The sequence below is a fragment of the Nonomuraea thailandensis genome, assembly GCF_024172165.1.
Lineage (GTDB): Bacteria > Actinomycetota > Actinomycetes > Streptosporangiales > Streptosporangiaceae > Nonomuraea > Nonomuraea thailandensis.
The window spans coordinates 5,928,255-5,954,605 of record NZ_JAMZEB010000002.1 but is presented as its reverse complement, the minus strand read 5'-3'; the positions used below and the strand labels follow the sequence as shown (position 1 = coordinate 5,954,605).

22 protein-coding genes are annotated in these 26,351 nt (G+C 72.7%); 13 read left to right on the top strand and 9 right to left on the bottom strand.

The genetic code is table 11. From position 1 onward, the window contains the following. Positions 1-25: 25 nt before the first annotated feature. Positions 26-1,135, bottom strand: a complete 1,110-nt coding sequence (locus HD597_RS30785) for a DUF5925 domain-containing protein (RefSeq protein WP_253746506.1) — start codon at positions 1,133-1,135, stop codon at positions 26-28. A 274-nt stretch (positions 1,136-1,409) separates the two neighbouring features. Here HD597_RS30785 and HD597_RS30780 point away from each other — a divergent pair, with 274 nt between their 5' ends. From HD597_RS30780 to scpA, 5 genes are all read left to right on the top strand, one after another. After that, complete coding sequence (locus tag HD597_RS30780; protein ID WP_253746505.1) at positions 1,410-3,275, top strand: CASTOR/POLLUX-related putative ion channel; 1,866 nt, start codon at positions 1,410-1,412, stop codon at positions 3,273-3,275. 19 nt (positions 3,276-3,294) lie between these two features. Further along, positions 3,295-4,233: an S-methyl-5-thioribose-1-phosphate isomerase gene (gene mtnA / locus HD597_RS30775; protein WP_253746504.1), complete on the top strand. Its 939-nt coding sequence runs from the start codon at positions 3,295-3,297 to the stop codon at positions 4,231-4,233. Positions 4,234-4,314: 81 nt separating this feature from the next. Next, positions 4,315-5,085 carry a peptidoglycan recognition protein family protein gene (locus HD597_RS30770; protein ID WP_253746503.1) on the top strand — a complete coding sequence of 257 codons (771 nt, stop codon included), beginning with the start codon at positions 4,315-4,317 and terminating at the stop codon, positions 5,083-5,085. Between the two features lie 154 nt (positions 5,086-5,239). Beyond that, on the top strand, positions 5,240-6,997 hold the full coding sequence (locus HD597_RS30765) for a methylmalonyl-CoA mutase subunit beta (RefSeq protein WP_253746502.1): 1,758 nt from the start codon (positions 5,240-5,242) through the stop codon (positions 6,995-6,997). After that, entirely contained in the window at positions 6,994-9,141 is a 2,148-nt protein-coding gene (gene scpA / locus HD597_RS30760) for a methylmalonyl-CoA mutase (protein WP_253746500.1), read from the top strand. The genes HD597_RS30765 and scpA overlap by 4 nt, the downstream gene beginning before the upstream one ends. A gap of 136 nt (positions 9,142-9,277) precedes the next feature. On the opposite strand, the gene HD597_RS30755 is transcribed toward scpA, so the two are convergent. Further along, complete coding sequence (locus tag HD597_RS30755; RefSeq protein WP_253746498.1) at positions 9,278-11,308, bottom strand: serine/threonine protein kinase; 2,031 nt, start codon at positions 11,306-11,308, stop codon at positions 9,278-9,280. A 112-nt stretch (positions 11,309-11,420) separates the two neighbouring features. Here HD597_RS30755 and meaB point away from each other — a divergent pair, with 112 nt between their 5' ends. The 5 genes from meaB (at position 11,421) to HD597_RS30730 (ending at position 17,645) form a co-directional block, all read left to right on the top strand. Next, positions 11,421-12,380 (top strand): methylmalonyl Co-A mutase-associated GTPase MeaB, encoded by a 960-nt coding sequence (gene meaB, locus HD597_RS30750; protein WP_253746496.1) that lies wholly within the window; start codon positions 11,421-11,423, stop codon positions 12,378-12,380. Between the two features lie 165 nt (positions 12,381-12,545). Next, positions 12,546-14,945: a CehA/McbA family metallohydrolase gene (locus HD597_RS30745; protein ID WP_253746495.1), complete on the top strand. Its 2,400-nt coding sequence runs from the start codon at positions 12,546-12,548 to the stop codon at positions 14,943-14,945. 4 nt (positions 14,946-14,949) lie between these two features. Further along, entirely contained in the window at positions 14,950-15,891 is a 942-nt protein-coding gene (locus HD597_RS30740; protein ID WP_253746492.1) for an acyltransferase domain-containing protein, read from the top strand. Between the two features lie 63 nt (positions 15,892-15,954). Beyond that, entirely contained in the window at positions 15,955-16,575 is a 621-nt protein-coding gene (locus HD597_RS30735) for a TetR/AcrR family transcriptional regulator (RefSeq protein WP_253746490.1), read from the top strand. Beyond that, positions 16,572-17,645, top strand: a complete 1,074-nt coding sequence (locus tag HD597_RS30730; protein ID WP_253746488.1) for an acyltransferase family protein — start codon at positions 16,572-16,574, stop codon at positions 17,643-17,645. The genes HD597_RS30735 and HD597_RS30730 overlap by 4 nt, the downstream gene beginning before the upstream one ends. Here the strand turns inward: HD597_RS30730 and HD597_RS30725 are convergent. Genes HD597_RS30725 through HD597_RS30715 form a run of 3 tightly spaced genes read right to left on the bottom strand, consistent with a single transcriptional unit; the run spans position 17,603 to position 19,978 of the window. Further along, positions 17,603-18,004, bottom strand: a complete 402-nt coding sequence (locus HD597_RS30725) for an acyl-CoA thioesterase (protein ID WP_253746484.1) — start codon at positions 18,002-18,004, stop codon at positions 17,603-17,605. The genes HD597_RS30730 and HD597_RS30725 overlap by 43 nt on opposite strands. Further along, a complete protein-coding gene (locus HD597_RS30720; protein ID WP_253746482.1) occupies positions 18,001-19,755 on the bottom strand; it encodes an AMP-dependent synthetase/ligase in 1,755 nt (584 codons plus the stop codon). The genes HD597_RS30725 and HD597_RS30720 overlap by 4 nt, the downstream gene beginning before the upstream one ends. Before the next feature lie 49 nt (positions 19,756-19,804). Then, positions 19,805-19,978, bottom strand: coding sequence for a hypothetical protein (locus HD597_RS30715; RefSeq protein ID WP_253746480.1), 174 nt, complete (start codon positions 19,976-19,978; stop codon positions 19,805-19,807). A gap of 314 nt (positions 19,979-20,292) precedes the next feature. Here HD597_RS30715 and HD597_RS30710 point away from each other — a divergent pair, with 314 nt between their 5' ends. Beyond that, positions 20,293-21,678: an ABC-F family ATP-binding cassette domain-containing protein gene (locus HD597_RS30710; RefSeq protein WP_253746479.1), complete on the top strand. Its 1,386-nt coding sequence runs from the start codon at positions 20,293-20,295 to the stop codon at positions 21,676-21,678. A gap of 37 nt (positions 21,679-21,715) precedes the next feature. Then, the gene (locus HD597_RS30705; protein WP_253746476.1) at positions 21,716-22,693 is read left to right on the top strand and encodes a hypothetical protein; all 978 of its coding nucleotides are present in this window, start codon (positions 21,716-21,718) and stop codon (positions 22,691-22,693) included. An 81-nt stretch (positions 22,694-22,774) separates the two neighbouring features. Here the strand turns inward: HD597_RS30705 and HD597_RS30700 are convergent, their stop codons facing one another. Further along, positions 22,775-23,047 carry a TFIIB-type zinc ribbon-containing protein gene (locus HD597_RS30700; protein WP_253746473.1) on the bottom strand — a complete coding sequence of 91 codons (273 nt, stop codon included), beginning with the start codon at positions 23,045-23,047 and terminating at the stop codon, positions 22,775-22,777. A 58-nt stretch (positions 23,048-23,105) separates the two neighbouring features. Then, a complete protein-coding gene (locus HD597_RS30695; RefSeq protein ID WP_253746472.1) occupies positions 23,106-23,960 on the bottom strand; it encodes a phosphotransferase in 855 nt (284 codons plus the stop codon). Between the two features lie 18 nt (positions 23,961-23,978). On the opposite strand from HD597_RS30695, the gene HD597_RS30690 reads away from it, so the two are divergent. Further along, positions 23,979-24,866: a TIGR03619 family F420-dependent LLM class oxidoreductase gene (locus tag HD597_RS30690; protein WP_253746470.1), complete on the top strand. Its 888-nt coding sequence runs from the start codon at positions 23,979-23,981 to the stop codon at positions 24,864-24,866. Here the strand turns inward: HD597_RS30690 and HD597_RS30685 are convergent. Together HD597_RS30685 and HD597_RS30680 are read right to left on the bottom strand one after the other, a co-directional pair. Beyond that, the gene (locus tag HD597_RS30685; protein ID WP_253746467.1) at positions 24,863-25,243 is read right to left on the bottom strand and encodes a VOC family protein; all 381 of its coding nucleotides are present in this window, start codon (positions 25,241-25,243) and stop codon (positions 24,863-24,865) included. The two genes, HD597_RS30690 and HD597_RS30685, sit on opposite strands and share 4 nt — an antisense overlap. A 31-nt stretch (positions 25,244-25,274) precedes the next feature. Beyond that, on the bottom strand, positions 25,275-26,330 hold the full coding sequence (locus HD597_RS30680) for a serine hydrolase domain-containing protein (RefSeq protein ID WP_253746465.1): 1,056 nt from the start codon (positions 26,328-26,330) through the stop codon (positions 25,275-25,277). Positions 26,331-26,351 lie beyond the last annotated feature (21 nt).

The window sequence follows — 26,351 nt, the reverse complement described above, 5'->3', positions numbered from 1 at the left end:
CGCAACACGCGGGTGGGGACGAGGATCAGAGGTACAGGCCGGTGGACTCGTCGCCCGGCACCGGGGTGATGTCGCGGCCGGAGCGCAGCGCGTACAGCTGCGCCAGCGTCGCCCCCGACGGCCCGACCCCCTCGGAGGACCCCAGCCAGGCGGCGGCCTCCTCCTTGCTCAGCGGCCCCACCTCGACCTGCGCCAGGCAGCGGCCGGGACGGACGACGGCGGGGTGGAGGCGGGCCAGGTCCTCGTTGGTGGTGATCGCCACCAGGACGTCGCGGCCCTGCCCGAGCAGCCCGTCGGTCAGGTTGAGCAGGCGCGAGAGCCCCTGCCCCGCCTGCGCCTTGGCACCCGAGCTGATCAGCTCGTCGCAGTCTTCCAGGACCAGCAGGCGCCAGCGCTGCGCCTCCTCGTCGGTGTCGTAGCCGACCGCCACCTCCATGAGGTAGCCCGGCTCGTTGAACAGCCGCTCGGGGTCGAGCACGCAGTCGACCTGGCACCACTCGTGCCACTGCTTGGCCAGCGAGCGCAGCAGCGTGGTCTTGCCGGTGCCGGGCTGCCCGTGCAGGAGGATGAGCCGGCCGTTGACGTCGGCCGGGGTGATCGACATGAGCCGGTCGAGCGCCGGGCGGACCTTGGCCGAGTAGTTGGCGCTGATCTCGCCCCAGGGCTGCGCCGTGATCGGCTTCTCCGAGCGGGTGCCGCCGTGCATGCCCCGCCACCAGAAGCCCATCTCGACGTGGTCGGCTTCGGGCACGGGCTCCTCGGCGCCCTCGATGCTCTCCGCCAGCACGGTCTTGGCCAGGTCCTCGTTGACCGCCGTGACGCTCACCGTCGCGGTGCGGTTGCGGTGCCGGATGACCCGCAGGGTCCAGCCGTCGCCGCTGATCAGCCGCGACTCCGAGCCGTCCTCGACCCGCGCGGTGCGCAGCACCTGCCCGCCGGCGGGGGTGAGCGTGGCCTCCGGGCGCACGCGCTCCAGGTTGGCCAGGCGCGACCACGGCTGCGCGCCCGTCGCGAACGGCGACAGCGCCAGCGCGTCGATGACGTCGATGGCCGAGTCGGCGTCGTCGATCCAGATGTTCATCGGGAGCTCAGCGGACTCGGAGCTGGGGAACGGCACCTCCCTGATCACAGACATACCGTTGATGATCTCCGTCTCTGGGCCGGATGTCGAAGGGTTTTGGCTGGGGATCCGGTGAGTTTCGTCCTCAGCGTACCGGGTGGGGGAGCGCCTCGCCCGGGCACCGCGCACGTACCGCCCCGGCCGGGACGGTACCGGTATGTTTCGGGTTTATCGGGGAGTGGCGTGATTTGCGGGGGTCTGGGAGGTTGCCCGTCGTCATGCGGAAGCCAAGATCGCCCGGTACCGTGTCTTCGGGCCAAATCACTCCTTACTCGGAGGTATCGGGGAAGTGTCGAAGATCACGTTCCGCGAGCGGGCGCGGTACTGGTTCGACAACACCATGTCCAGGGGCACGGCGTCGCTGATCGGCTGGCTCGCTGTGGTGTCGGTCGGGCTGATCGTGGTCGTCGCGGTGCTCACGATGTGGCTGGCGCCCGGCGAGCCCGAGGGCGTGGGTCACGCGGGCGAGGTGCTCTGGATCGCTCTCATGCACGCCCTGACCCCCGGCAAGGTGGCCAGCGACAAGGGCTCGCTGGCGTACATGACGGTGATGTTCGTCTGCTCGCTCGGCGGCCTGTTCATCGTCAGCATGCTCGTCGGCCTGCTCTCCAACGGCCTCAAGCAGAAGGTGGACCGGCTGCGCAGGGGGCGTTCGCGGATCGTGGAGTCCGGGCACACGGTGATCCTCGGCTGGTCGGACCAGGTGTTCACGATCGTCGCCGAGCTGGTCAAGGCGCACGCCAGCCAGAAGGGCTCGGTGATCGCCGTACTCGCCGAACGTGACAAGCTCGAGATGGAGGAGGCTGTCCGCGAGCACGTCGGCGACCTCGGCAGGACCCGCATCGTCTGCCGCACCGGCCGCCCCACCGAGCCGCGCGACCTCGCGCTGATGAACCTGGCCGCGGCCCGCTCCGTCGTCGTGCTCTCGCCCGAGGGCGACGACCCCGACGCCCACGTCATCAAGATCCTGCTCGCCCTGGCCAAGCGCCGCGGCGCCCACCCGCCGGTGGTGGCCGGCCTCACCTCCAGCCGCAACGCCGCCGCCGCCCGCCTGGCCGGCGGCCCCGACGTGCACCTGGTCGACTCCGACGACACCGCCTCCCGGCTCATCGTGCAGTCCTCCCGCCAGTCCGGCATGTCGGTCGTCTGCATGGACCTGCTGAACTTCGACGGCGGCGAGATCTACCTGCGCACCCCGAAGAAGCTCGTCGGCGTCACCTACGGCGAGGCGCTGCACGCCTACCAGACCGCCTCCGCCATCGGCCTGCGCCGGCCCTCCGGCGTCGTGCTGAACCCGCCCGCGGACACCGTCATCAACGCCGACGACGAGGTCATCGTCATCGCCCACGACGACTCCCACGTCCGCCTGGCCGCCGGCATGCCGGCCATCGACGAGGCCGCCATCGTCACCACCGGCACGGCGCCCACCGAGCCCGAGCGCACGCTCCTGCTCAACTGGAACGGCCGCGCCGAGCAGATCATCCGCTACCTCGACGGCTACGTGGCCCCCGGCTCCGTCCTGGAGGTCGCCGCCGACCACCCCAAGGCCGGCACGAACCTCGCGGGCCTGCGCAACCTCACCGTGAACGTCAAGGACTGCGACACCACCGACAGGTTCGCCCTGGAATCGCTCGGCGTCGGCCTCTTCCAGCACGTCATCGTGCTCTCCGACGACCGCTTCGACCCGCACCACGCCGACACGCGCACCCTCATGACGCTGCTGCAGCTACGTGACATGCAGAGCACGCTCGGCGAGCACTACTCGATCGTCAGCGAGATGCACGACGAGAACAACCGCGCCCTGGCCGAGGTCACCGAGGCCGACGACATCGTGATCAGCGACACCGTCATCGGCCTGCTCCTGGCCCAGCTCGCCGAGAACCGCCACCTCGCGGACGTGTTCGCCTACCTCTTCGACTCTCAGGGCTCGGAGATCTACCCCCGGCCCGCCGGCGACTACGTCAAGACCGGCACGCGGGTGTCGTTCGCCACCGTCGTGGAGTCGGCGCGGCGCAGGGGCGAGACCGCCATCGGCTATCGCAACGCCACGGCCCGCAACGACCCGCCGCACTACGGCATCGTGCTCAACCCCGACAAGTCCGAGCCCATCGTGCTGGGCAGACGGGACTCGGTCATCGTCCTCGCCGAACGCTGAGGTGAGTTAGCGTTTGCCCGTGAGGACCATCGACTGGGTCGACGGCGCCGTCGAGCTCGTGGACCAGACCCTGCTCCCCGACAAGCTGGTGACGTTGCGCATCCACACCGTCGGCGAGCTCATCGAGGCCATCCAGCGGCTGGCCGTGCGCGGCGCGCCCGCGCTCGGCGTGGCGGGGGCGCTCGGCGTCGTGCTGGCCGACGGCGACCCCGGCCGGATCGCCGCGCTGCGCGCCGCCCGCCCCACGGCCGTCAACCTCGCGTGGGGCGTCGACCGGGCCGCCGCCCACCTGAACGGAGGCCGCGAGGCGGTGCTGGCGGCGGCGCTGAAGGTGCGCGACGACGACATCGCCGCCTGCCGCGCCATGGGCGAGCGCGGCGCGGACCTGCTCGAAGGCGACCGCCTGCGGATCATGACCGTGTGCAACACCGGCGGCCTGGCCGCCGTCGAACGCGGCACCGCCCTCGGCGTCGTGCAGACCCTGCACGAGCGCGGTCGCCTGGCCGAGGTGCTCGCCCTGGAGACCCGGCCGCTGCTCCAGGGCGCCAGGCTCACCACCTGGGAGCTGGCCAGGATGGGCGCGCCGCACCGGCTCATCGCCGACTCCGCCGGGCCGTACCTGCTGGCCAAGGGCGGGGTGGACGCGGTGCTCATCGGCGCCGACCGCATCGCCGCCAACGGCGACACCGCCAACAAGATCGGCTCGTACGCGCTGGCGCTCGGGGCGGAGCGGGCCGGGGTGCCGTTCGTGGTCGTCGCGCCCGAGTCCACCATCGACCAGGGCACCCCCTCGGGCGAGCACATCGAGATCGAGGACCGCGGCCCCGGCGAGATCGTGACCGTCAGGGGCGTGCGCGTCGCCCCGGAGGGGACACAGGCCTCCAACCCGGCGTTCGACGTGACCCCGCACGACCTGATCAGCGCGATCGTGACCGAGCAGCGGGTGATCAGACCGTAACCGAAATCCCCGATCTCCATGACCGGTGCGCGTCCCCCGCGTTACGCTCGGTCGTCCCCATAGCGAGACTCGGAGATCACCGTGGCCATCGACCTGGTGTTACGGCGTGACTGGAACGCGCGTGCGCCGCGCGGCGACTACACACAGCTCGACTCCACCAAGGGAGTCAAAGTCCACTACACCGGCGGCAGGGTGGATCCGGCGATCGTCTCCGACCACAGCCGGTGCGTGGCCCTGGTGCGGTCGATCCAGGGCTACCACATGGACGGCAACGGCTGGATCGACATCGGCTACACCTTCGTGGCCTGCCCGCACCGGAAGGTGTTCGAGGGGCGCGGCCTGTACCACCTGCCCGCCGCCAACGGGCCGGGGCTCAACGCCGGTCACTACGCCGTGCTCGGGCTGGTCGGCGACTCGGGGCTGCTCCAGCCGCCCGACGGGGTCCTGCACGGCATCCTCGACGCCGTCCAGTACGTGCGCGACCACGGGCGCGCCGGCAAGGAGATCAAGGGGCACCGCGACGGCTACGCCACCGACTGCCCCGGCGAGCCCCTCCACTCCTGGGTCAGGCGCGGGGCGCCCCGGCCCGGCGGCGGCGACGGCACCCCGGAGCCGGGCGCGCCGCCGTTCCCCGGGCGGTTGCTGAAGTACCCGCCGGTCATGCGGGGCCAGGACGTGCGCACCTGGCAGGCGCGGATGCGCGAGCGCGGCTTCGACCTGGCCGCGGACGGGGCGTACGGGGCCGAGTCGCGCGAGGTGTGCGTGCGGTTCCAGCGGGAGCAGGGCGTGGCCGCCGACGGGATCGTGGGGCCGGTCACCTGGCGGCTGGCCTGGGAGGCGCCACCCGGCTGAGCAGTGCGGCTCCCGGGCGGCTCCCGGGGGATTCCGGGCCGTTCACGGGGGATCCCGGGTGGCTCCCGTGCCGTTCACGGGGGGATCCCGCCCGGATCATGGCGGGCGACCCCCGGGGTTACTGGCGCGTGGCCGTTCCGCCTACTATCCGAACATGGAACTGGCAGCGGGGTTCGCGTCCATCTCACGAGACGACTGGCGCGCGCTGGCGGCGGAGGTCCTGCGCAAGTCGGGGGTCGAGGCCGGCTCGCCTGAGGAGGCGCTGTCGAGGCAGACCTACGACGGGGTGACCATCGCGCCGCTGTACGACGCGGACGACCTGCCGGGCGATCCCGGCCCGCCGGGCGTCGCCCCCTACGTGCGCGGGGCCCGCGCCGTCGCCGGGTGGGACGTCCGGCAGCGGCACGCGGTGGCCGACCCGGAGGCCGTGATGGCCGATCTGGAGAACGGTGTCACGTCGTTGTGGCTGGTCGTCGGTGACGGCGCCATCCCGGTGGGCGAGCTGGGCGCGGTGCTGAAGGACGTCTACCTCGACCTGGCGCCGATCGTGCTGGAGGCGGGGGATCGGACCCGCGAGGCCGCCGAGGTCCTGTTCGGCCTGGCCGCCACCCGCAGCTCCGCGCTGAGCGGCAATCTGGGGGCCTCCGCGGTCTCCGGGGGCGACGGGGTCGAGCTGGCGCTGCGCTGCGCCGCCGAGTACCCGGGGCTGCGGGCCGTCATGGTGGACGCGACGCCGTACCACGACGCGGGCGGCAGCGACGCCGAGGAACTGGCCTGCTCGATCGCCAGGGGCGTCGCCGAGCTGCGGGCCCTCACCGGCGGCGGGCTGTCGGTGGAGCAGGCGCTGGGGCAGCTCGAGTTCCGGTACGCCGCCACCGCCGACCAGTTCGCCACCATCGCCAAGCTGCGGGCCGCGCGCCGCCTGTGGGCCAGGGTCGCCGAGGCCTGCGGCGCCCCCGAGGCGGGAGGCCAGCGGCAGCACGCCGTCACCGGCTCGGCCATGATGACCTCCCGCGACCCCTGGGTGAACATGCTGCGCACCACCGTGGCCTGCTTCGCCGCCGGGGTGGGCGGGGCGGAGGCCGTCACCGTGCAGCCGTTCGACGCGTGCCTCGGGCTGCCGGACGACTTCTCCCGCCGCATCGCCCGCAACACGCAGTCGCTGCTGCTGGAGGAGTCGGGGCTCGGCCGGGTGATCGACCCGGCGGGCGGCTCCTGGTACGTCGAGCGCCGCACCGCCGACCTGGCGGCGGCCGCGTGGGCGTTCTTCCAGGAGATCGAGGCGGCCGGAGGCATCACGGCCTCCGCCGAGCTGGTGTCAGGGCGGATCGCCGCCACGCGCGCCCGCCGCGCCGACGACATCGCCCACCGCCGCCTGCCGATCACGGGCGTGAGCGAGTACCCCGACATCAACGAGAAGCCCGTCCGCCGCCGCAAGGCGGTCCCGTCCCGGACCGGCCTCGCGGCGCCCGGGGCCGACGAAGGGGCCGTGCGGTACGCGGAGCCGTTCGAGCGGCTGCGCGACCTGGCCGACGCGCAGCCCGAGCGCCCTACGGTGTTCCTGGCCACCATCGGCCCCCTCGCCGCCCACACGGCCAGGGCCGCGTTCGCCGCGAACCTGTTCCAGGCCGGCGGCCTGGCCACCGAGACGGCCGGCCCCGGCACGGACCCCGAGCAGATCGCGACCGCGTTCGCCGTCAGCGGCGCCACCGTCGCCTGCCTGTGCTCCAGCGACAAGCTGTACGCCCAGCACGCCACCGCCGTGGCCGCCGCCCTGCGCAGGGCGGGCGCGAGAAAGGTCTGGCTGGCGGGGAAGGGACGCTACGAGGGCGTGGACGACAACCTGCACGCCGGTTGCGACGTGCTGGCCGTGCTCCGCGAGACGTTCGACGACCTGGAGGTGACCCGATGATCCCGGACTTCTCCGGCATCCCGCTCGACCCCCTGCCGGAGCGGGCGGCACCGGCTCCGGAGCCGCGGGGCGAGCCGTGGGAGACGCCCGAGGGCATCGCGGTCAAGCCCCTCTACACCGCCGCCGACCTGCGGGGCCTCGACTTCCTGCGCACGTACCCCGGCGCCGCGCCCTACCTGCGCGGCCCGTACCCCACCATGTACGTCAACCAGCCCTGGACCATCCGCCAGTACGCGGGATTCTCCACGGCCGAGGACTCCAACGCCTTCTACCGGCGCAACCTGGCCGCCGGGCAGAAGGGCCTGTCGGTGGCGTTCGACCTGGCCACGCACCGGGGCTACGACTCCGACCACCCGCGCGTGGCCGGCGACGTGGGCATGGCCGGGGTGGCGATCGACTCGATCTACGACATGCGGCAGCTCTTCGACGGCATCCCGCTGGACCGCATGTCGGTGTCCATGACCATGAACGGGGCGGTGCTGCCGGTCCTCGCGCTGTACATCGTGGCGGCCGAGGAGCAGGGTGTCGCGCCGGAGCAGCTCTCCGGGACCATCCAGAACGACATCCTCAAGGAGTTCATGGTCCGCAACACCTACATCTACCCGCCCGCGCCGTCGATGCGCATCATCTCGGACATCTTCGCCTACACCAGCGAGAAGATGCCGAAGTTCAACTCCATCAGCATCTCCGGCTACCACATCCAGGAAGCCGGGGCGACCTGCGACCTGGAGCTGGCCTACACGCTCGCCGACGGGGTCGAGTACCTGCGGGCCGGGGTCGCGGCCGGCATGGACGTCGACCGGTTCGCGCCGCGCCTGTCGTTCTTCTGGTGCATCGGCATGAACTTCTTCATGGAGGTCGCCAAGCTCCGCGCCGCCCGGCTGCTGTGGGCCAAGCTCGTCTCCGGGTTCGGCGCCGGGAACCCGAAGTCGCTGAGCCTGCGCACGCACAGCCAGACCTCCGGCTGGTCGCTGACCGCGCAGGACGTGTTCAACAACGTCGCCCGCACGTGTGTCGAGGCCATGGCCGCCACCCAGGGCCACACCCAGTCGCTGCACACCAACGCCCTGGACGAGGCGCTGGCCCTGCCCACCGACTTCTCCGCGCGCATCGCCCGCAACACCCAGCTCCTCCTCCAGCAGGAGTCGGGCACCACGCACGTGATCGACCCGTGGGGCGGCTCGTACTACGTCGAGCGGCTCACCCACGACCTGGCCGAGCGAGCCTGGGAGCACATCCAGGAGGTCGAGGCCGCCGGCGGCATGGCCAAGGCCATCGAGGCGGGGCTGCCCAAGCTGCGCATCGAGGAGGCCGCCGCGCGCACGCAGGCCCGCATCGACTCCGGCCGCCAGCCGGTGATCGGCGTGAACAAGTACCGCGCGAACGCCGACGAGGACATCGAGGTGCTCAAGGTCGACAACAGCGCCGTACGCGCCCAGCAGCTCGACAAGCTGGCCCGCCTGCGCGCCGAGCGCGATCCCGAGGCCGTGCGGCACGCCCTCGACGCGCTCACCAAGGCCGCCGGCCACCCCGCCCCCGGCCTGGAGCACAACCTGCTCAAGCTGGCCGTGGACGCCGCCCGCGCCAAGGCCACGGTCGGGGAGATCTCCGACGCGCTGGAACGGGTGTTCGGCCGGCACGCCGAGCAGGTGCGTACCATAACCGGCGTGTACCGGGACGAGTCCGGATCAGCCGGCAACATCGAACGGGTCCGCGCGGCCTGCGCCGGCTTCGAGCGGGCCGAGGGCCGCCGGCCGCGCATCCTGGTGGCCAAGATGGGGCAGGACGGTCACGACCGCGGCCAGAAGGTGATCGCCACGGCCTTCGCCGACCTGGGGTTCGACGTGGACGTCGGCCCGCTGTTCCAGACGCCCGAGGAGGTCGCCAGGCAGGCGGTCGAGGCGGACGTGCACATCGTGGGCGTCTCGTCGCTGGCCGCCGGGCACCTCACGCTGGTGCCCGCGCTGCGCGAGGCCCTGGCCGAGCTGGACGCCGCCGACATCATGATCGTGGTGGGCGGCGTCATCCCGCCCGGCGATCACGACGAGCTGCGGGCCGCGGGCGCCGCCGCGATCTTCCCGCCGGGGACCGTGATCGCGGACGCCGCCCTGGACCTGCTGGAGCAGCTCCGCGACCGCACGTGAGCCCGCTGCCCCGGAGCCCGTCAACGGCGCTCCGGGGCCGGCGGCGGCGCTGACGGGACGGCGCTCCCCGGCGTCTGCGGCGCCCGCGATGTTGTCTGCGGCGCCCGCGATGCCGTCCGTGCCGCTTGCGAGCCCGTCAGTAGGCCGCTTCCTCGCCGCACATGGTGACGGAGATCGTCCGCTTGGCGGTGACGGGGGCGGTGATGCGCAGGGTGACGGTGTGGGTGCCGCCGCTGCTCGTGAGGGTGCTCGGCGCGGTCAGGTAACGCTGGCCGTTCTCGGCGATGGTCGCCGTCGCGCGGCCCGCGGTGGCGCCGTCGATGAGCCAGGTGTAGGTGAACGTCACCGGGGCCCCCGTGCGGCGTACCAGCGCCTGGAGCGTCACCTCGCCGCCCGCCCAGCACTCGCCGGACATGGTGCCGCCGGGGCGGACGTACATCACCCTGAGCCGGTCCGCGGCGGCCGTCGGGGTGCCGGAGACGGCCTGGCCGTCGCTCGGGACCGTGCTGGGGGTGCCGTCCGTCTGCGGGGTCGGCCTGGTCGTGCGGGTGCGCCTGGGAGCCGGGGTGGCGGCGGACGTGGTGGGAGCGCCGCTGGTCACGGCGACGTTCTTGGTCTTGGGAGTGGGGGTGGTGGGGGTGAGCCAGACGATGGCGGCGCCCAGCGCGCACACGGACACGGCGGAGACACCCGCGATCATCACCTTCTTCACCCGGCGCCCCCTGCGCCGCTTCGGCTGCGGCGCCGGCGTCCCGTTCCCATGCGGCTCGTTCCCGTACGGCCCGTTCCCGTGCGGCTCATTCCCGTACGGCCCGTCTCCGTGCGGTTCGTCCCCGTACGGTCCGTCCCCGTGCGGCCCGCCCGCGGGCGGGTACTGCGCCGCCGGAGGGTCGTCGAACGCCACCGGAGCGCCCAGCGGCCCCCTGCGGTCCGAGACGCCCGGGGCTGCGAACGCCGCCGTGGCCTGGGACGCCGCCGCGCCGCCGAACGGCTCCCGCGCCGGGGACGGGTGGGAGCCCGGCGCGGCGGGCGGCTGCTCGACCTGCGAGGAGAGGTCGAACAGCGCCTGCAGCGGCGAGGTCGCCGGGCCGGGACCCTCGTGCGTGACGGCGGGATCGGCATGAGAGCGGCCGTGCTCGGGCCGCGGGCCACGGTGCTGCGCCGGGCCGTGCGCCTGCTCGGGAGCCTGGACCTGGCCGTGCATGTGCGGCTGGGTGGGTGGCTGGGTGGGGCCGCGCCTGCGCAGGGCGTCCCTCGGGTCGGCGGCCGGGGGCCGGACCGGGGGATGGTCGACGGTGTCCTGCCAGGCGTCGCGCGGGTCGGAGGGCGCGGGCGGCTCCGGGACGCGGGACGGCTCAGGAGCGGCGTACGGCGTGGCGGTCTGCCGGGACGGGGCCGTCAGGCGGAGCAGGACGTCGCGCATCGACGGCCGGGCCGCCGGATCCTTGGCCAGGCAGGCCGTCACGACCTCGCGCAGCGGCCGTCCCAGCTCCCCGAGCACCGGCTCCTCGCGCAGGATGCGGTTGATCACCGCGGGCAGCGAGTCGTCCCCGAACGGCGGCACGCCTGTCGCCGCGAACACGAGCACGGACGCCCACGAGAACACGTCGGCCTCGGCCCCGACGGGCCGCCCCGCGAGCTGCTCGGGCGCCATGTAGGCGGGCGTGCCCACGATGTTGCTGGTCGCCTTCATGCCCGAGCTCAGCGCCGCGGCGATGCCGAAGTCGACCACCCGCGCCCCGTCGGGCCCGAGCAGGACGTTGGCCGGGGTGAGGTCGCCGTGGACGACGCCGGCCTGGTGGATCGCGTCGAGCGCGGTCGCGGTCGCCACGGCGAGCCGCTGCAGCTCCGCCGCGCCGCGCCGGCCCGCCTGCTGCAGCGAGGGCCCGTCCACGTACTCGGACACGATGTACGGCCTGCCGCTGGTCGAGGCGTCGAGCACCTGCGCGAGGCAGAACGGCTCGACGTTGCGCGCGGCGGCGATGTCCTTGACCAGGCGTTCGCCCACGGCCAGCCCCTCGCGCAGCACCTTGACGGCGACCGGGGTTCCGTTGCGTGCCTGGCCGAGGTAGACGACACCGTGGCCGCCCGCGCCGAGCCGCCCGACCAGCCGGTAGGGCCCCACCGCTGCCGGGTCGCCCTCGCGCAGGGGTTCGACGTTGGGCATGAGGGGAGTGACTCCTGTGACGGCTGAGACAAGAACATCGAGCACCCTACTGGCAAAAGTCAAGACTTGTCAGAAGTTAGGCTGATCAACTGCGAAGAAAGGGGTTGGTGGGGTGCACTCGCTGGAGGACTACGCCCGGGGTGTGCGGGCGGGCTCCCGTACCTGGATCGCCCGCGCGATCACGCTGGTCGAGTCGACCAGGCCCGACCACAACGCGCTCGCGCAGCGGCTCCTCGTCGAGCTCACGCCGCTGTCCGGGCGGGCCCGCAGGGTCGGCGTGTCGGGGGTGCCGGGGGTGGGCAAGTCCACGTTCATCGACGCGCTCGGCACCCGGCTGACGGCCGCGGGACACCAGGTGGCCGTGCTGGCCGTGGACCCGTCCTCCACCAGGACGGGCGGCAGCATCCTCGGCGACAAGACCCGCATGTCCAGGCTGGCGGCGGACCCGGCGGCGTTCATCCGCCCCTCGCCGACCTCCGGCACGCTCGGCGGCGTCACCAAGGCCACCAGGGAGGCCATGGTCGTGGTGGAGGCGGCCGGGTTCGACGTGGTGCTGGTGGAGACCGTCGGCGTGGGGCAGTCGGAGACCGCGGTGGCCGACATGGTGGACACGTTCCTGCTGCTCACCCTGGCCCGCACCGGCGACCAGCTCCAGGGCATCAAGAAGGGCGTGCTGGAGCTCGCCGACGTCATCGCCGTCAACAAGGCCGACGGCGAGTACGAGCTGCCGGCCAGGAAGGCGGCGCGCGAGCTGTCGGGCGCGCTGCGCCTGCTCCGCTCCGACACGACCCCGCCTCCCGTGCTCACCTGCAGCGGGCTCAGCGGCGCCGGGCTGGAGGAGCTCTGGCGGCGCGTGCTGTCCCACCAGGACACGATCGACCTGCCGGCCAGGCGCCGCCGCCAGCAGGTGCGCTGGACGTGGACGCTCGTCCAGGACCGGCTCCTGGCGGAGCTGCGCGGCGACCCGGAGGTGGCGGCGATCAGCGGTGAGGTCGAGCGCGAGGTGCTGTCGGGAGAGCTGACGCCGGCCCTCGCTGCGGAAAAAATTCTGTCCGTGTTCAAGAGGCTTTGACCTGAGTTATGGCCCCGTAGAGCCCGACATCGGAGCTGCATCGGTACTCCCCGGGTGGAGATACATCCCCCGGGGATGAGAAAACCCCCTCTCCGCGGAGGTAGCCGAACCGGGCGGCTGCGTGATGCATGTCACGATGTCGCGCAACCGATGGGGAGGGCTCATATGGGTGCGGAATCGATGCTGCCCGGCAGGGTGACGGAGGCGCTGGAGGAGTACGGGCGCCTCCTGGGCGAACACGGGATCACCTGGGGCGAACCGGAGATCCATTACGTGAAGTTCTTCGCCAGGCGCAGGGTGCTGCCGCCCACGTTGTTCGACCGGTTCTGGCAGCTCGTCCTCGAAGCGGTGGCCGAGAGCCATCCCGACGAGCCGCGGGACCAGCTGGCCGCCAGGCTGGCCGAGCCCGACTACGACCGCGTGCTGCGCGACACCCTGGACGGCGAGCTGCCCGGGCACCTCGTCGCCGTGCGGATAGAGCCGGACACCGTCGCGCTCGAAGGCGCCCCGCGCACGGTGCTGCTGCCCTCTGAGCCGCCCGCGGCGGACCGCCGCGGCAGGCGCCGGGCCAGGGACAAGCCGTTCATGGTGCTGCCGGGCGGCGCGCGCACGGCCGACGACGGCGGCGCCGCGGCACCGCTCTGCGGGCCGCTCCCGGCGGACGGGCCCCTGCCCGAGCCTTCGTCCGAGCCCCCGTCCGGGCCCCAGTCCGCGGACAGGCCGATGCTCGCCGTGATGCTCCCCGGGCGCGGCGAGGAGCGGATGTCGCTGCTCATCGACTCCAGGCGGGACACGCCCTGCCTGGTCAGCGTGGACGAGACGCAGCGCCTGCTGCCCCCGCACGGCGCCTGGCTGGTCGAGGTGGACGAGGAGAGCATGATCATCGCCGACGGCGTGCGCGTCCGCCTGGACACCCTGCTGCGGCCCATCCCGTCCGCCACGCTGCGCCTGGTGGCAGGCGTGCCCTGCCGGTGGAGCGTCGTGGCGAGCGACGGCAGCGGCTGGTTCCCGCCCGACGTCCCGCACCGCTACGACTACCACGGCCGCCCGTACTTCCACGGCGACGACCTCCGCGTCGAGGTGCCCTGCATGCAGCTGACGGTCACGGCGGCCAGGGGCATGGAGCACGACGAGGCCAGGACCCGGCTGGTCCCGCGCCCCGGCGGCGAGCACCTGGTCGAGCTGACCCCCGCGCGCCTGTACGACGCCGCCGCCCGCGGCTGGTACGGCGGCGACCTGCACGTGCACCTCAACTGGGCGGGCGACCTGGTCGCCGTGCCCGCCGACGCGGCCGCCGCCCAGCACGGCGAGGACCTGCACGTGCTCAACCTGCTGGCGGGCAACGTCTCCGGCAGGCGCGTGTACGACCGGGAGGCGCTGGAGCACTGGACGGACCGCGACCTGCCCTGGTCCGACGCCACCCACGTGGCCAGGATGGGCGTCGAGTACCGCAACGACCTGCTCGGCCACATCTACGCCTTCGCCCCCCGCGCCGCCCCCGGCCGCTACCACACCGGCTTCGACGGCGACGCCGACTGGCCGCCGAACGCCGACGGGCTGCGCGAGCTGCGCGGCCTCGGAGCGCTCGTCGGCTACAGCCACCCTTTCCGCACGCCCATCGCCGACGGCGACCCGCCCAAGGGCATCGTCTCGCCGGTGCCGCGCAACTGCGCCGCCAGGGAGCTGGTCGCCGACGCCGCCCTCGGTCTCGTGGACAGCCTCGACGTGCTCACCCACGCCTCGATCCCGGCCACGGCGTCGGTCTACAGGCGGCTGCTCGGCGCGGGCAACCGGCTGGCGGTGACGGCGGGCACGGACGCGATGATCTCCTTCACCCGCTCCGACAACCAGTCGAACCCGCCCGGCTGGGCCCGCGTCTACGCCCGCGTCGAGGGCGAGCTGAGCGCCCGCTCGTTCGCCGCGGCCGTGCGCGCGGGCCGCACGTTCGCCACCACCGGCCCCTGGCTGGAGCTGTCGGTCGACGGCCACGGCCCCGGTCACGTGCTCCACGCCGGGAAGGGCGAGCGCATCAGCGTCACCGCCACCGCCATCGGCCCCGAGGTGACCGCCGTGCGCATCCGCACCGCGGAGGGCGTGCGGGCCGGAGCCGAGCGGCTGCCCGCCGACGACCGCCACGGCCACCGCAACGGCCACGGCTACGGCACCGGCAACGGTCACAGGGCCGGGTCCGGGTACAGCGCCGTTCACGGCGCCGAGTACAACCCCGTTCCCAGCGCCGCCCACTGGAGCAGGGGCGAGGACCGGCTCACCGTGACGGCCGAGCTGCGCGTGGACGCGCCCACGTACGTGGTGGCCGAGGTCCTGTGCGACCCGCACCCGCGCACCCTCACCGCCACCGGCTACGCCCTGACCAGCCCCGTGTACGTGGACGTGGACGGCGGGCAGGTCGCCAGGCAGGAGGACGTGCGCTGGTGCCTGGAGTGGCTGGACGGCCTGGAGAACCTGATCAGGCAGCACGGCCGGCTGGCCAGCCCGTACCAGTTCGGCGACCACATGTCCCTGCTCCAGCAGGCCAGGGCCGTTTACCAGGGGCGGCTAAGCTGATCCGATGGACGTCAAGGCCCTGCTGCACGCCCATCCGGAGTGGCTCGCGCACCTGGAGTCCGCCGACGGCCCCGACCTCGTCCTGCCCGCCGCCCCCGTCACGGAGCTGCTGCGCCTCACGGTGCCGCACGAGGACCTCGCCGCGGTGCTGGCCTCCAGGCCGGAGCCGGGCAGCGGGCAGTGGTGGCTGGCCGAGCGGTGCGTGCGCTCGCTGGTGTCCACGATGGGCCGCCTGGACGGCCCGCCGTTCTTCCAGCCGCTGCCCGGGCTGGGGCCGTACTTCTACGTGCACGTCTTCCTCGGCGCGCTGCCGCACACCCTGGCCTACCACCGGAAGCTCGGCATCGCGCCGGAGGTGTCCTGGGCGACGCTGGCCGACCTGGGCCGCTGCATGGCCGTGCACCGCAAGCGGCACGGCACGGGCGGGCTGCACGCGCCCTTCTGGCTGATGCTGCACACCAGGGGCATCCTCTACGCGCTGGGGCGGCTCCAGTTCAACCGCGACACGCTCAGCCCCGGCGTCGGGGCGGCCGTCCAGGCGGCGGGGATGCCGGCGGGGCCGGGGTCGCCCTCGCTGGGGGTGCACATCCCCGACTTCCTCGGGCCGATGACGCCGGCCGCCTGCGACGCCTCGTTCGCGCTCGCCAGGGAGTTCTTCCCGCGGCACTTCCCCGGCGAGCAGGTCAGGGTGATGACGTGCGGGTCGTGGCTGCTGGACGACCAGCTGGCCGCGTACCTGCCGGCCGATTCCAACATCCTCGCCTTCCAGCGGCGCTTCCGCCTGCTGGAGCGGTTCGGCGACGGCGACCTGCTGGGCTTCGTGTACGGCGAGCGCGCGGGCGACCCCGCGGGCCTGCCCCGGCGCACCCGGCTGGAGCGGGCCATCGCCGACCACCTCGCATCAGGCGGCGCCTGGTACGGCCGCGTCGGCTGGCTTCCCTTCTGATCCACCCGGCTGAAAATCTGACCGCCCGGCCAATACAGCATCCATGCGTGCTAGATTCTGGCCATGCGGTCAGAAATTGAGGCGGGCGGCCAGAAGGCACGCTCGTTCATCGAGGAGGCCAGGCGGGCGCAGATCATCGCGTCCGCCATCGAGGTCATCGCCGAGGTCGGGTTCGCCCAGGCGTCCCTGGCGCGGATCGCCGCGCACGCCGGCATCAGCAAGGGCGTCATCTCCTACCACTTCGCCGGCAAGGACGAGCTGATGGAGCAGGTCGTCGAGCACACCTACGGAGCCATCGCCGAGCACGTCTTCGCGAAGATGGACGGCATCTCGACGGCGACCGAGCTGCTCAGGACGCACGTCATGGCCGTCGCCGAGCACATGCTCGGCCACCGCACCCAGGTCAGGGCGCTGGGTGAGATCTTCGGCAACCTCAGGACCGCGGACGGCAGGCAACGCTACGGGATGCACACCAACGAGGAGCTCTACCAGGGGATAGAGCTCGTCTACCGGCTGGGGCAGTCGAACGGGGAGTTCCGGCAGTTCGACATGCGCGTCATGGCCGTCACCCAGCAGGCGGCCATCGACCACATGTTCGCCTACTGGATCACCCACCCGGGACACGACCTCGAAGCACACGCCACCGAACTCGCCGACTTGATGGAAAGGGCGTGCCGAGCATGAAGACGGGGACCAGAACCAGGCTCTACGCGATCGACAACCTGCGGATATTACTGACCGTGCTCGTGGTCGCCCACCACGTCGCCATCACCTACGGCAACATCCCCCTCTGGTACTACGTCGAGCCCGCCCAAGACCCCTCGGGGATCGCGCTCGACATGCTGGTCGTCACGAACCAGGCGTTCTTCATGGGGTTCTTCTTCCTCCTGTCCGGCTTCTTCACCCCCGGCTCCTACGACCGCAAGGGCGCCCGCGTGTTCGTGCGCGACCGGCTGGTGCGGCTGGGCGTCCCGCTGGTGGTCTACATCCTGCTGCTGCGGCCGCTGGCCGACCTCGGCGGCGCGCTCGGCCGGGGTGACGAGCCGTTCTGGCAGTACTACCTGCGCACGTGGGACCCGGGGCCCATGTGGTTCGTCGAGGTGCTGATCGTCCTCGCGCTGGCGTACGTGGGGTGGCGCGCCGTGCGAGCGCCCCTCGACCAGCGGCCCGCGCCGCTCGCCGTGAAGTGGATCGTGCTGTTCGCGGCGGGGCTGGCGGCGGCCACGTTCCTGTGGCGGCTGCTCGTGCCGGTCACCAGTTACTGGCCGATCGTCGGGCTGCCGACTCCGTACTTCCTGCCGCAGTACGTCTCCCTGTTCGTGCTCGGCTGCGTGGCCTTCCGCCGCGGCTGGTTCGAGACGCTGCCCGCGCGGGCCGCGGTGCTCGGCTTCACCGCCGCCGGCGCGGCGACCCCCCTGCTGCTGGTGCCGGCGCTGTTCACCTCCGGGCCGCTGTCGACGGCGCTGATGGCGGCCTGGGAGTCCGCTCTCGCGGTCGGCCTGATCATCGGCTTCACGGTGTGGTTCAGGGAACGGCACAACACGCAGGGGCCGCGCGGCCGGTTCCTGGCCGAGCACGCCTTCACCGTCTACATCATCCACCCGCTCGTGCTGGTCGGGCTGGGCTGGGCGCTGCGCTGGCTGGAGACGATCGCGATCGTGAAGTTCGCGGCCATGCTGGTGCTCGCGCTGCCGTTGTGCTGGTGGGTGGCCTATCTGGTGCGGTCGCTGCCGGGGGCCAAGCGGGTGCTCTGAACGAGCATCCCCGGCAGCGGGGAGGGGCGGCCGTCGCGGACGCACACGTACGTGACCGTGCCGACCGCGACCAGCTCCTCCCCGCGCCGCATGGTGAACGTCATCGTGAGCGAGGTGGAGCCGATCCTGGCAGGCTCGCTCTCCACCGCCAGCACGTCGCCCAGCCGGGCGGGCGCGTGGTGCTCGCAGCCGCTGACCTTGACCACCAGGTCGGCGCCGTCCTGCCGGAGCCGCTCGTAGCCGCCCCTGGCGCCGAGCCAGTCGAGGAAGGCGTCCTCGAAGTACTCGTAGTAGCGGGTCGCGTGCATCATGGCCTGCGCGTCGCAGTGCCGTGGCCGCACCGGCAGGTGGGAGATCACTCGTAGAAGGAGTCGAGCGTCGTGCCGTGCCGCTCCTCCACGGCCTTGCGCTTGATCTTGAGGCTGGGCGTCAGCTCGCCCGTCTCCACCGAGAAGTCCTCGGCCAGGATCGCGAACTTCTTGACCGTGGAGTAGCTCGCCTCGCCCTCGTTGACCTGCTTGATCGCCTTCTCGACCTCGGCGCGCATGCGCGGGTGCTCGCGCAGCTCCTCGGGCTCGGCGGGCAGCGACTCGGCCTGCGCCCACGGCTTGACCACGTCCATGTCGAGCGTGACCAGCGCGGTGACGTAGTTGCGCCGGTCGCCGTGCACGAACACGTGCGAGACGAACGGGCAGGCGGCCTTGATCCGGCCCTCCAGGTAGGTGGGCGCGACGTACTTGCCGCCCGAGGTCTTGATCAGCTCCTTCTTGCGGTCGGTGATGCGCAGCCGGCCGGCCTCGTCGAGCTCGCCGATGTCGCCCGTGTGCAGCCAGCCGTCCTCCAGCGCCTCGGCCGTCTCCTCGGCCAGCCCGTGGTAGCCGCGCATGATGCCGCGCCCGCCGATGAGGATCTCGCCGTCTTCGGCGATGCGCACCTCGGTGCCGGGCAGCGGCAGGCCGACCGTGCCGAACCGCACCGACTCGGGCCGGTTGAGGAAGCTGCCTGCCGACGACTCCGTCAGCCCGTACCCTTCGAGGATCGTCAGGCCCGCCGCGTCGAAGAACTCGGCGACCTCCTGGTTCAGCGGGGCGGCGCCGGAGATGAAGAAGCGGATCCGGCCGCCGAAGCGGTCGCGCAGCTTGGCGAAGACCAGGCGGTCGGCCAGGGCGTACTCGGCGCGGGTGGTGGCCGGCACCGCGGCGCCGCGCTGCCGGGCGGCGACGACCCGCCGGCCGGTCTTGCGCGCCCAGGTGAAGATGCGCAGCTTGAGGCCGCCCTCGCGCTGCATGTTCGCCACGACCGTGTTGTGGATCTTCTCGAAGATGCGGGGCGCGGCGGCCATGACGGTCGGCTTCACCACGCCGAGGTTCTCGGCGATCTTGTCGAGGCGGCCGTCGATCACGGTCGGCACGCCGATGCCGATCATCACGACCTCCAGCAGCTTGCCGAAGGAGTGCGACAGCGGCAGCCACAGGAAGTGCAGGTCGGACGGCGAGATCAGGTCGATCTCGCGCACCGCGCCGGCCGCGTAGAGCCAGTTGTCGTGGGTCAGCTCGACGCCCTTGGGGCGGCCGGTGGTGCCGGAGGTGTAGATCAGGGTGGCCAGGTCGGTCTCGGTGATGGCGTCCACCATGGCGTCGTAGTCGCCGTCACCGCCGCTCAGCGAGCCGAGGGTGATCACCCAGCCGTCGTCGCTCGCGGACCCGTCGATGACGATCACCTGGGTGACGTCGGGGAGCTCCTTCTGGACGGACCTGAGCTTGGTCACCTGCTCGTCGTTCTCGGCGATGACGATCGTGCTGTTCGAGTCGGTGATGACGAAGGCGGACTCGGCGGCCGTGTTCGACGGGTAGATCGTGGTCGTGGCCGCCCCCGTGGCCAGCACCGCCAGATCGCAGACGATCCATTCGAGGCGGGTGGAGCACAGGATCGACACGCGGGTGCCGGGCCCCGAGCCCAGGCCGGACAGCGCCAGCGCCAGGCCGCGAACCCGCTCGCCCACCTCCCGCCAGGTCAACGAGGCCCACCCGTCGTCCGAGGGCACACGGTAGGCCTCGGCGTCGGGGGTCGCCGCGATGCGGTCGCGCAAAAGGGAGGGAATGCTGGACATGCCTGACCTCCTGGGGGTGTAGGGCCGACTCTAGGACGACGGCACCGTCTCAGTCGATGGTCATCTTCGAACGCCTGCCCGGAGTGGCCAGGCCGACCATCCGCGCAGTGCGCACCTCCCAGACGCCGCAGGAGCACCTCAGGTACGACACCACCCCCTCCGAGGTGCGGTGGGAGGAGACGACGGTCATGGAGAGGGGGTCGTGCAGATCTCTGGAGTGCATGATTCCAACCTGATGTCATGGCCTTGGGCATTTCAACGCTTACGGCGGCATCCGGCTCCTTGCCACGTGATCGGCCGGTCACATATACTGCCGCACGTCCTATCGCCGACCCGTGGGGGCAGCTGACGTGAGGATCTGAGGTCGCGGGCACCGCGCCGTCCGGCCCTGTCATGGCCATGCGCGCATCACCTGGACCTCAAGGGCATCCTCGCCCCTTGCCGCGGACTTCGACTCCGAGTTCCCGGGTGTCGCGCGTGTATGCGGTGTTTCCCGCCAAGTCACGAAATTTCGATTTTTGTGATGGGAGCCGCCTCATGCCTTGTTCCATTGTCGTCGATCACGTCTCCTTCGCCTGGCCCGACGGGGTCACCGTGCTCGACCGGCTCGACGCCGCCTTCCCCGCCGGACGTACCGGGCTCATCGGGGTCAACGGGTCGGGCAAGTCCACCCTGCTCAAGATCATCGCGGGCGGGCTGACGCCGCGGTCCGGATCCGTGTCCGTCTCCGGCGTGGTCGGCCACCTGCCGCAGAACGTGCCGCTCGGTGCCCGGCGTACCGTGTCGGACCTGCTGGAGATCAGCCGGACGCGGGCCGCGCTGCACGCCATCGAGCGCGGCGACGTGGCCGAGGAGCACTTCACGGCCGTCGGCGACGACTGGGACGTCGAGGAGCGCGCCCTGGCCGAGCTCGACCGGCTCGGGCTCGGCCACGTCGGCCTCGACCGCACGGTCGGCACGCTGTCCGGCGGCGAGACCATCATGGTCGCGCTGGCCGCCCAGCTGCTCAAGCGCCCCGACGCGCTGCTGCTCGACGAGCCCACCAACAACCTCGACCTGGACGCGCGGCGCCGGCTCTACGCCGCCGTCGCCGCCTGGCAGGGGGTGCTCCTGGTCGTCAGCCACGACCGGGCGCTGCTGGAGCTGGTGGACCAGATCGCCGAGCTGCGCGAGGGAGCCGTGCGCATGTACGGCGGCAACCTCGGCGCGTACGAGGAGCAGGTCGCCGCCGAGCGGGAGGCGGCCGAGCGCTCGGTGCGCACGGCCGAGGCCGAGCAGGCCGTGCGCGGCGACGCGGAGATCCGCATCGAGCTCCCGCGCACCGAGGTGCCCGCGGGCCGTACGGTGCTGGCGCTCCCGCTGGAGCCGCCGCGCCGGGTGGACGCGGACTCCGCCGCGGCGGTGCTGGAGACGCTGGTCGTGCGCGGGCCGGAACGGATCGCGCTGCTCGGGCCGAACGGCTCGGGCAAGACCACGCTGCTGCGGCGCATCGTCGCGCACGGCGCCCAGGTGCCCGTCCGCTACCTGCCGCAGCGGCTCGACCTGCTCGACGACGGCCTGAGCGTGGTGGACAACGTTCGGGCCCTGGCGCCGTCCGCCCCGGTGAACGACGTGCGCGCGAGGCTGGCCCGGTTCCTCTTCCGCGGGGAGCGGGCCGACCAGGCCGCCGGCACGCTCTCCGGCGGGGAACGCTTCCGCGCGACGCTCGCCGCGCTGCTGTCGGCCGAGCCGCCGCCACAGCTCCTCCTGCTCGACGAGCCCACCAACAACCTGGACATGGCCAGCGTCCGCCGGCTCGCGCAGGCGCTGTCGGCCTACCGGGGCGCGCTCATCGTGGCCAGCCACGATCTGCCGTTCCTGGAGACGCTGGGGATCACCCGCCGGCTGCGGCAGGACCGGGAGGAGGGACTGACCGAATCGTAATTGACGGTTGGGGATCAACCCGGCGATAGTGTGGCAGGTGGCTACACCCCGGTTGATCTCCAGCTTTCTCGCACTGGTAACGCTCACCTCCGTCGGCGCGTGCTCCTCCGGCGCACTCTCCCCGACCGGAGGCGAGCCCAGGGTCACGGGCGTCGCGGGCGGCAACGGCATCGTTCCCCAGGCGGGCACCGGAGGCGGCCAGACCTCGGCCGCGCTCACGCCTGAGGCGTACAAGAGCGAGCTGGAGAGCCGGCACAAGCCGATGGCCGACGCGATCACCGCGCTGGCGGGCGCGCGCGGCGTCAAGGCGCTGGACCAGCGGGTCGGGCGCGCCGAGGAGGAGCTGAGCGGCGCCGCGGACGCCCTGTCGGCGCTCACCCCGCCCGAGGCCGTGCGCGCCCAGCACGAGACGTACGTGACGAGCCTGCGCGACGTGGCCACCGGGCTGGGCGACACCTCCGGCAAGGTCGGCGCGCGCGACCTGTGCACCTCCTCCGCCGTGCTCGCCGACCTCGGCGACAAGCTGAACGCCCTCGACCAGGCCGGCAAGGCGCTGCAGAGCGCCGGCGACTACCCGGCCGACGTCGTGTCGGTGAAGGCGGGGGAGCGGCAGACCAGGCGGCTGCGCAACGGCACGTTCATCCGCAAGAGCACGCTCAACGGGCGCAGCTCACTGGAGATCGACAACGGCGGCAGCTCCGACGCCGTGGTCACCGTGCTCAAGGGCGGCAGCAAAGTGCTCACCGTGTACGTGCGCAAGAAGGCCAAGTACAAGATCAGAGGCGTGCGCGACGGCAACTACAAGATCTACTTCACCCACGGCGTGGACTGGGACGGCAAGAACAAGACGTTCACCAGGGACTGCAGCTTCGAGCGGTTCGAGAAGACGGTGAAGTTCAGGACCACGTACACCGCCACGCAGATCCTCTGGCACGACTGGCGGATCACCCTGCACTCGATCAGCGGCGGCAACGCCCGCACCGCGCCCGTGGACCCGGACGACTTCCCCGAGTGACCCAGACCGGTGAAGCCGAGGGCCGCGCACTGTGACAGTGCGCGGCCCTCGTCACGCCGGGCCTTGTCAGGCCGGCACTCGTCAGGTCGAGAACAGCATGCCCACCCAGCTGCGCTGACGGTGGTGGCCGCCGTAGTGGCCGCCGCCGTGGCCGCCGCCGTGGTGCGGGGCGCCCCAGGCCGGGCCGGGGGCGGCGGGGGGCGGGGGAGCCGCGTTGTACTGCGACTCCATCCGGGTCAGCGTCTCCAGCTCACCGTAGTCGAGGAAGATCCCACGGCAGTTGTCGCACTGTTCGATGTGGACGCCGTTGCGCTCATAGGTCCGCATGTTCCCGCGGCACTTGGGGCACTGCATCTAGTCGCTCTCCTTGACTTCGAGGTCTCAGGGTGAAACCTACCGCGCGCAACCCCCGTCATGCTCGGACGATTCTGTTGCACGACTCGATTAACGAGTGCTCGACCTCGTCGAGTTCCCGGCCCTCGCCGTCGGCGTTGACCACGGCCACGGCGGCGAGCTGGACGGTCAGCGCGCGGGCGGGCACGTCCAGCCGCGCCCACGGGTCGTCGCCCTGCCCGAGCGCGGGCCCGCCGGAGGCCAGGTACGCCCCCAGGAACCGCTCCCACACGTCCGGTTCGAGCAGCCCCGCCGCGTACCACGCCGCGGGTCTGGCCAGGTCCCACGCCGGATCGCCGACTCCCAGGTCGTCGACGTCGATGAGCAGCCACCGGTCGCGGTGCACGAGCTGCCCCAGATGCCAGTCGCCGTGCGTCAGCAGGCCGGGCAGCGGCGGCGGCTCGGGCAGCTCCTTGAACGCCCGCCTGACGAGCTGCTCCACCGGCCCGTCGCCGGTCATCCGGCCCACCGCCCGCGCGGCCCTGGCGGGCCCGCCGGCGGGCGGCAGCGGGGGCATCAGCGTGAGCGGGACGGCGTGCAGCCTGGCCAGCAGCCTGGCGCCCTCCTCCCACGGCGCCGAGCCGGGGTCGTCGTGGGAGACCGGCCGGCCCGCCGGCCACACCGTCACCGCGCGCCCGCCCGCCGACAGCACCTCGCGCTCCAGCGGGGGCAGCATCACGCCGCTCACCGAGGCCGAGGCGACGGCCCGCAGCCTCGGCCGCAGCGCCTCGGCGTCGTCGCGCGCCGAATGGGCCTTCACCACGACCTCGCCCATGCGTAACACCACGACGTCCGTACGCGTCGGATGTAACACGGGCTTTCCCGTGCCGCCGTACGCCGCGGCGATACCCGCCAGCTCAGCTTCAAGACCCACTCGTACAGACTAGGTCCCATGAGAGTCGGTTTCGCCGTACCCGTGTCAGGGCCCTGGGCCACACCCGAGAACCTGCGCCGCATCGCCGTACGAGCCGAGGAGCTGGGCTACCACGAGCTCTGGACGTTCCAGCGGCTGCTGTACCCGGTCGGGCACCCGATGGGGCCCACCTACCGCTCCGTGCACGACCCGATCGTCACGCTCGCCCACGTCTCGGCCGTGACCAGCCGCATCCGGCTGGGCGTCGCGGTGATCAACGCGTACGTGCAGCCCGTGCTGCTGGCCAAGCAGCTCGCCACGCTCCAGACGCTCTCGGGCGGCAGGCTCACCGCCGGGATCGGGCTGGGCTGGCTGCCGGAGGAGTTCGAGGCGAGCGGCGTCGGCATGGCGCGGCGCGGGCGCCGGGGCGAGGAGTTCGTCGAGGTGCTGCGCAAGGCGTGGACCGACGACGTGGTGGCGCACGAGGGCGAGTTCTACCGCGTGCCGCCCGCCCACGTCGATCCCAAGCCGCTGCCCGGCCCGCCGCCGATCCTGCTCGGCGGCACGGCCGACGTCGCGCTGCGCCGCGCCGCCCGGCTGGCCGACGGCTGGGTCAGCTCCAGCAGGGAGGACCTGGCCTCCATCACCGCCCGGATCGGGCTGATCAAGTCGGAGCTGGACGCGGCGGGGCGGGACGGGAGCGCGTTCCGGCTCGTCTGCCGCGGCTCCACGCAGGTGCGCGCGCGGGACGAGGACCGCCCGCTGACCGGCACCTACGACAAGATCAGGCGCGACGTCGAGGACCTGGGCGCCGCGGGCGTCACGGAGGTCTTCCACGACCTCAACTTCGACCGCGAGATACCCGCCTCCGACGCCGAGGAGGCGATGCGGCGGGCCGAGGAGGCGCTGGAGGCGCTGGCGCCCTAACCGCCGCCGTACGGCACCGTGATGATCTCCAGGTTGTGCCCGTTGGGGTCGGACCAGTAGAGGCCGCGCCCGCCGTCGTTGGTGTTGATCCGCCCCTCCTGCCGGTGGAACGGATCGGCCCAGTACGTCAGCCCGCGCTCCTCGATCCGGCCCCGGATCTGGTCGAACTCGTCCTCGCTGACCAGGAACGCGTAGTGCAGCGACGGCAGCTCGTCGCCCGCCTGCACGACGTCGATCGACACGTCGTTGCCGAGCGAGACCACCCGGAACGGGCCGTACTCGGGCGCGGGCTCCAGGCCGAGCAGCTCGACGAGGTAGTCGGCCGTCGCGTCCCTGTCCCTGGCCGGCATGATGGTGTGGTTCAAGTGGACGGACATGTCTGCAGGCTACGCCAGTGAGGAGCGGCCGTCAGCGTGCGGGGGCGGCCAGTCGCAGCGCCTCGGCGGCCACCGCGAGGCGCAGCTCGCGGATGCCGTCGCGGCCCCGTACGGGATGCACGGCGTTCGTCAGCAGCACCACCGTCAGGCGGCGGGCCGGGTCGACCACCAGGGAGGTCCCGGTGAAGCCCGAGTGGCCGTAGGCGTCGCCGAGCGGGCCCGCGATGGCGGGGTCGCCGATGCGCACGCCCAGCCCGTGCCGGAACGGCGCGCCGGGCACCCCCTGGTCGCGCGTCATCTCGGCCACGCTGCCGGGGCGCAGCACGGGCCCGCCGCCGCGCCGCAGCATCTCGCCGAAGGCCAGCAGGTCCCCGGCGGTGGCGAACAGCCCGGCGTGCCCGGCCACGCCGCCCAGCGCGTACGCGGTCTCGTCGTGCACCTCGCCCCGTACGCACCCGGCCCCCGGGCGCCCGGCCTTGCACTCGGTGGCGGCGATCCGGTCCGCGCGGGCGGGCCGGTAGCAGGTGTCGGCCAGCCCGAGCACGTCCGTGATCCGGGCGCGGACCAGCGCGTCCAGCGGCGCGCCGCCGGCCAGCTCGGCGAGCCGGCCCGCCATCACCATGCCGACGTCGCTGTAGAGGTACGGCCCGCCGGCCGGGTGGAGGACCGGCGTGCCGACCATGGCGGCCATCCGCGCCGCGGCGTCCGCGGCGGGCAGCTCCCGGTCGATCCGGCGGATCGGGGGCAGGCCCGCCGTGTGCGTGAGCAGGCGGCGCGGCGTGATGCGCGGGTCGGCTCCGGGGATCCGGCCCGCCACCGGCTCGTCGAGGTCCAGCAGCCCGTCCTCGGCCAGCGAGAGCAGCACGACCGTGGTGAAGAGCTTGCTGACCGAGGCCAGGTCGAAGACGGAGCAGGGGCCCGCGGGCGGGCGTTCGGGCGCCAGGTTCCCGTCGGCGTCGGCGTAGCGGACGAGCTCGCCGGTGGCGGCCGAGGCCACCACGGAGCCGTCCGCGGCGATCAGCGCGACCGCGGCGGCGCAGACGCGCGGCACCGCGTCCGCCAGGATCGCCTCCAGCCGGTCGCTCATCTTCCCCCTCTTCCCGTAGGT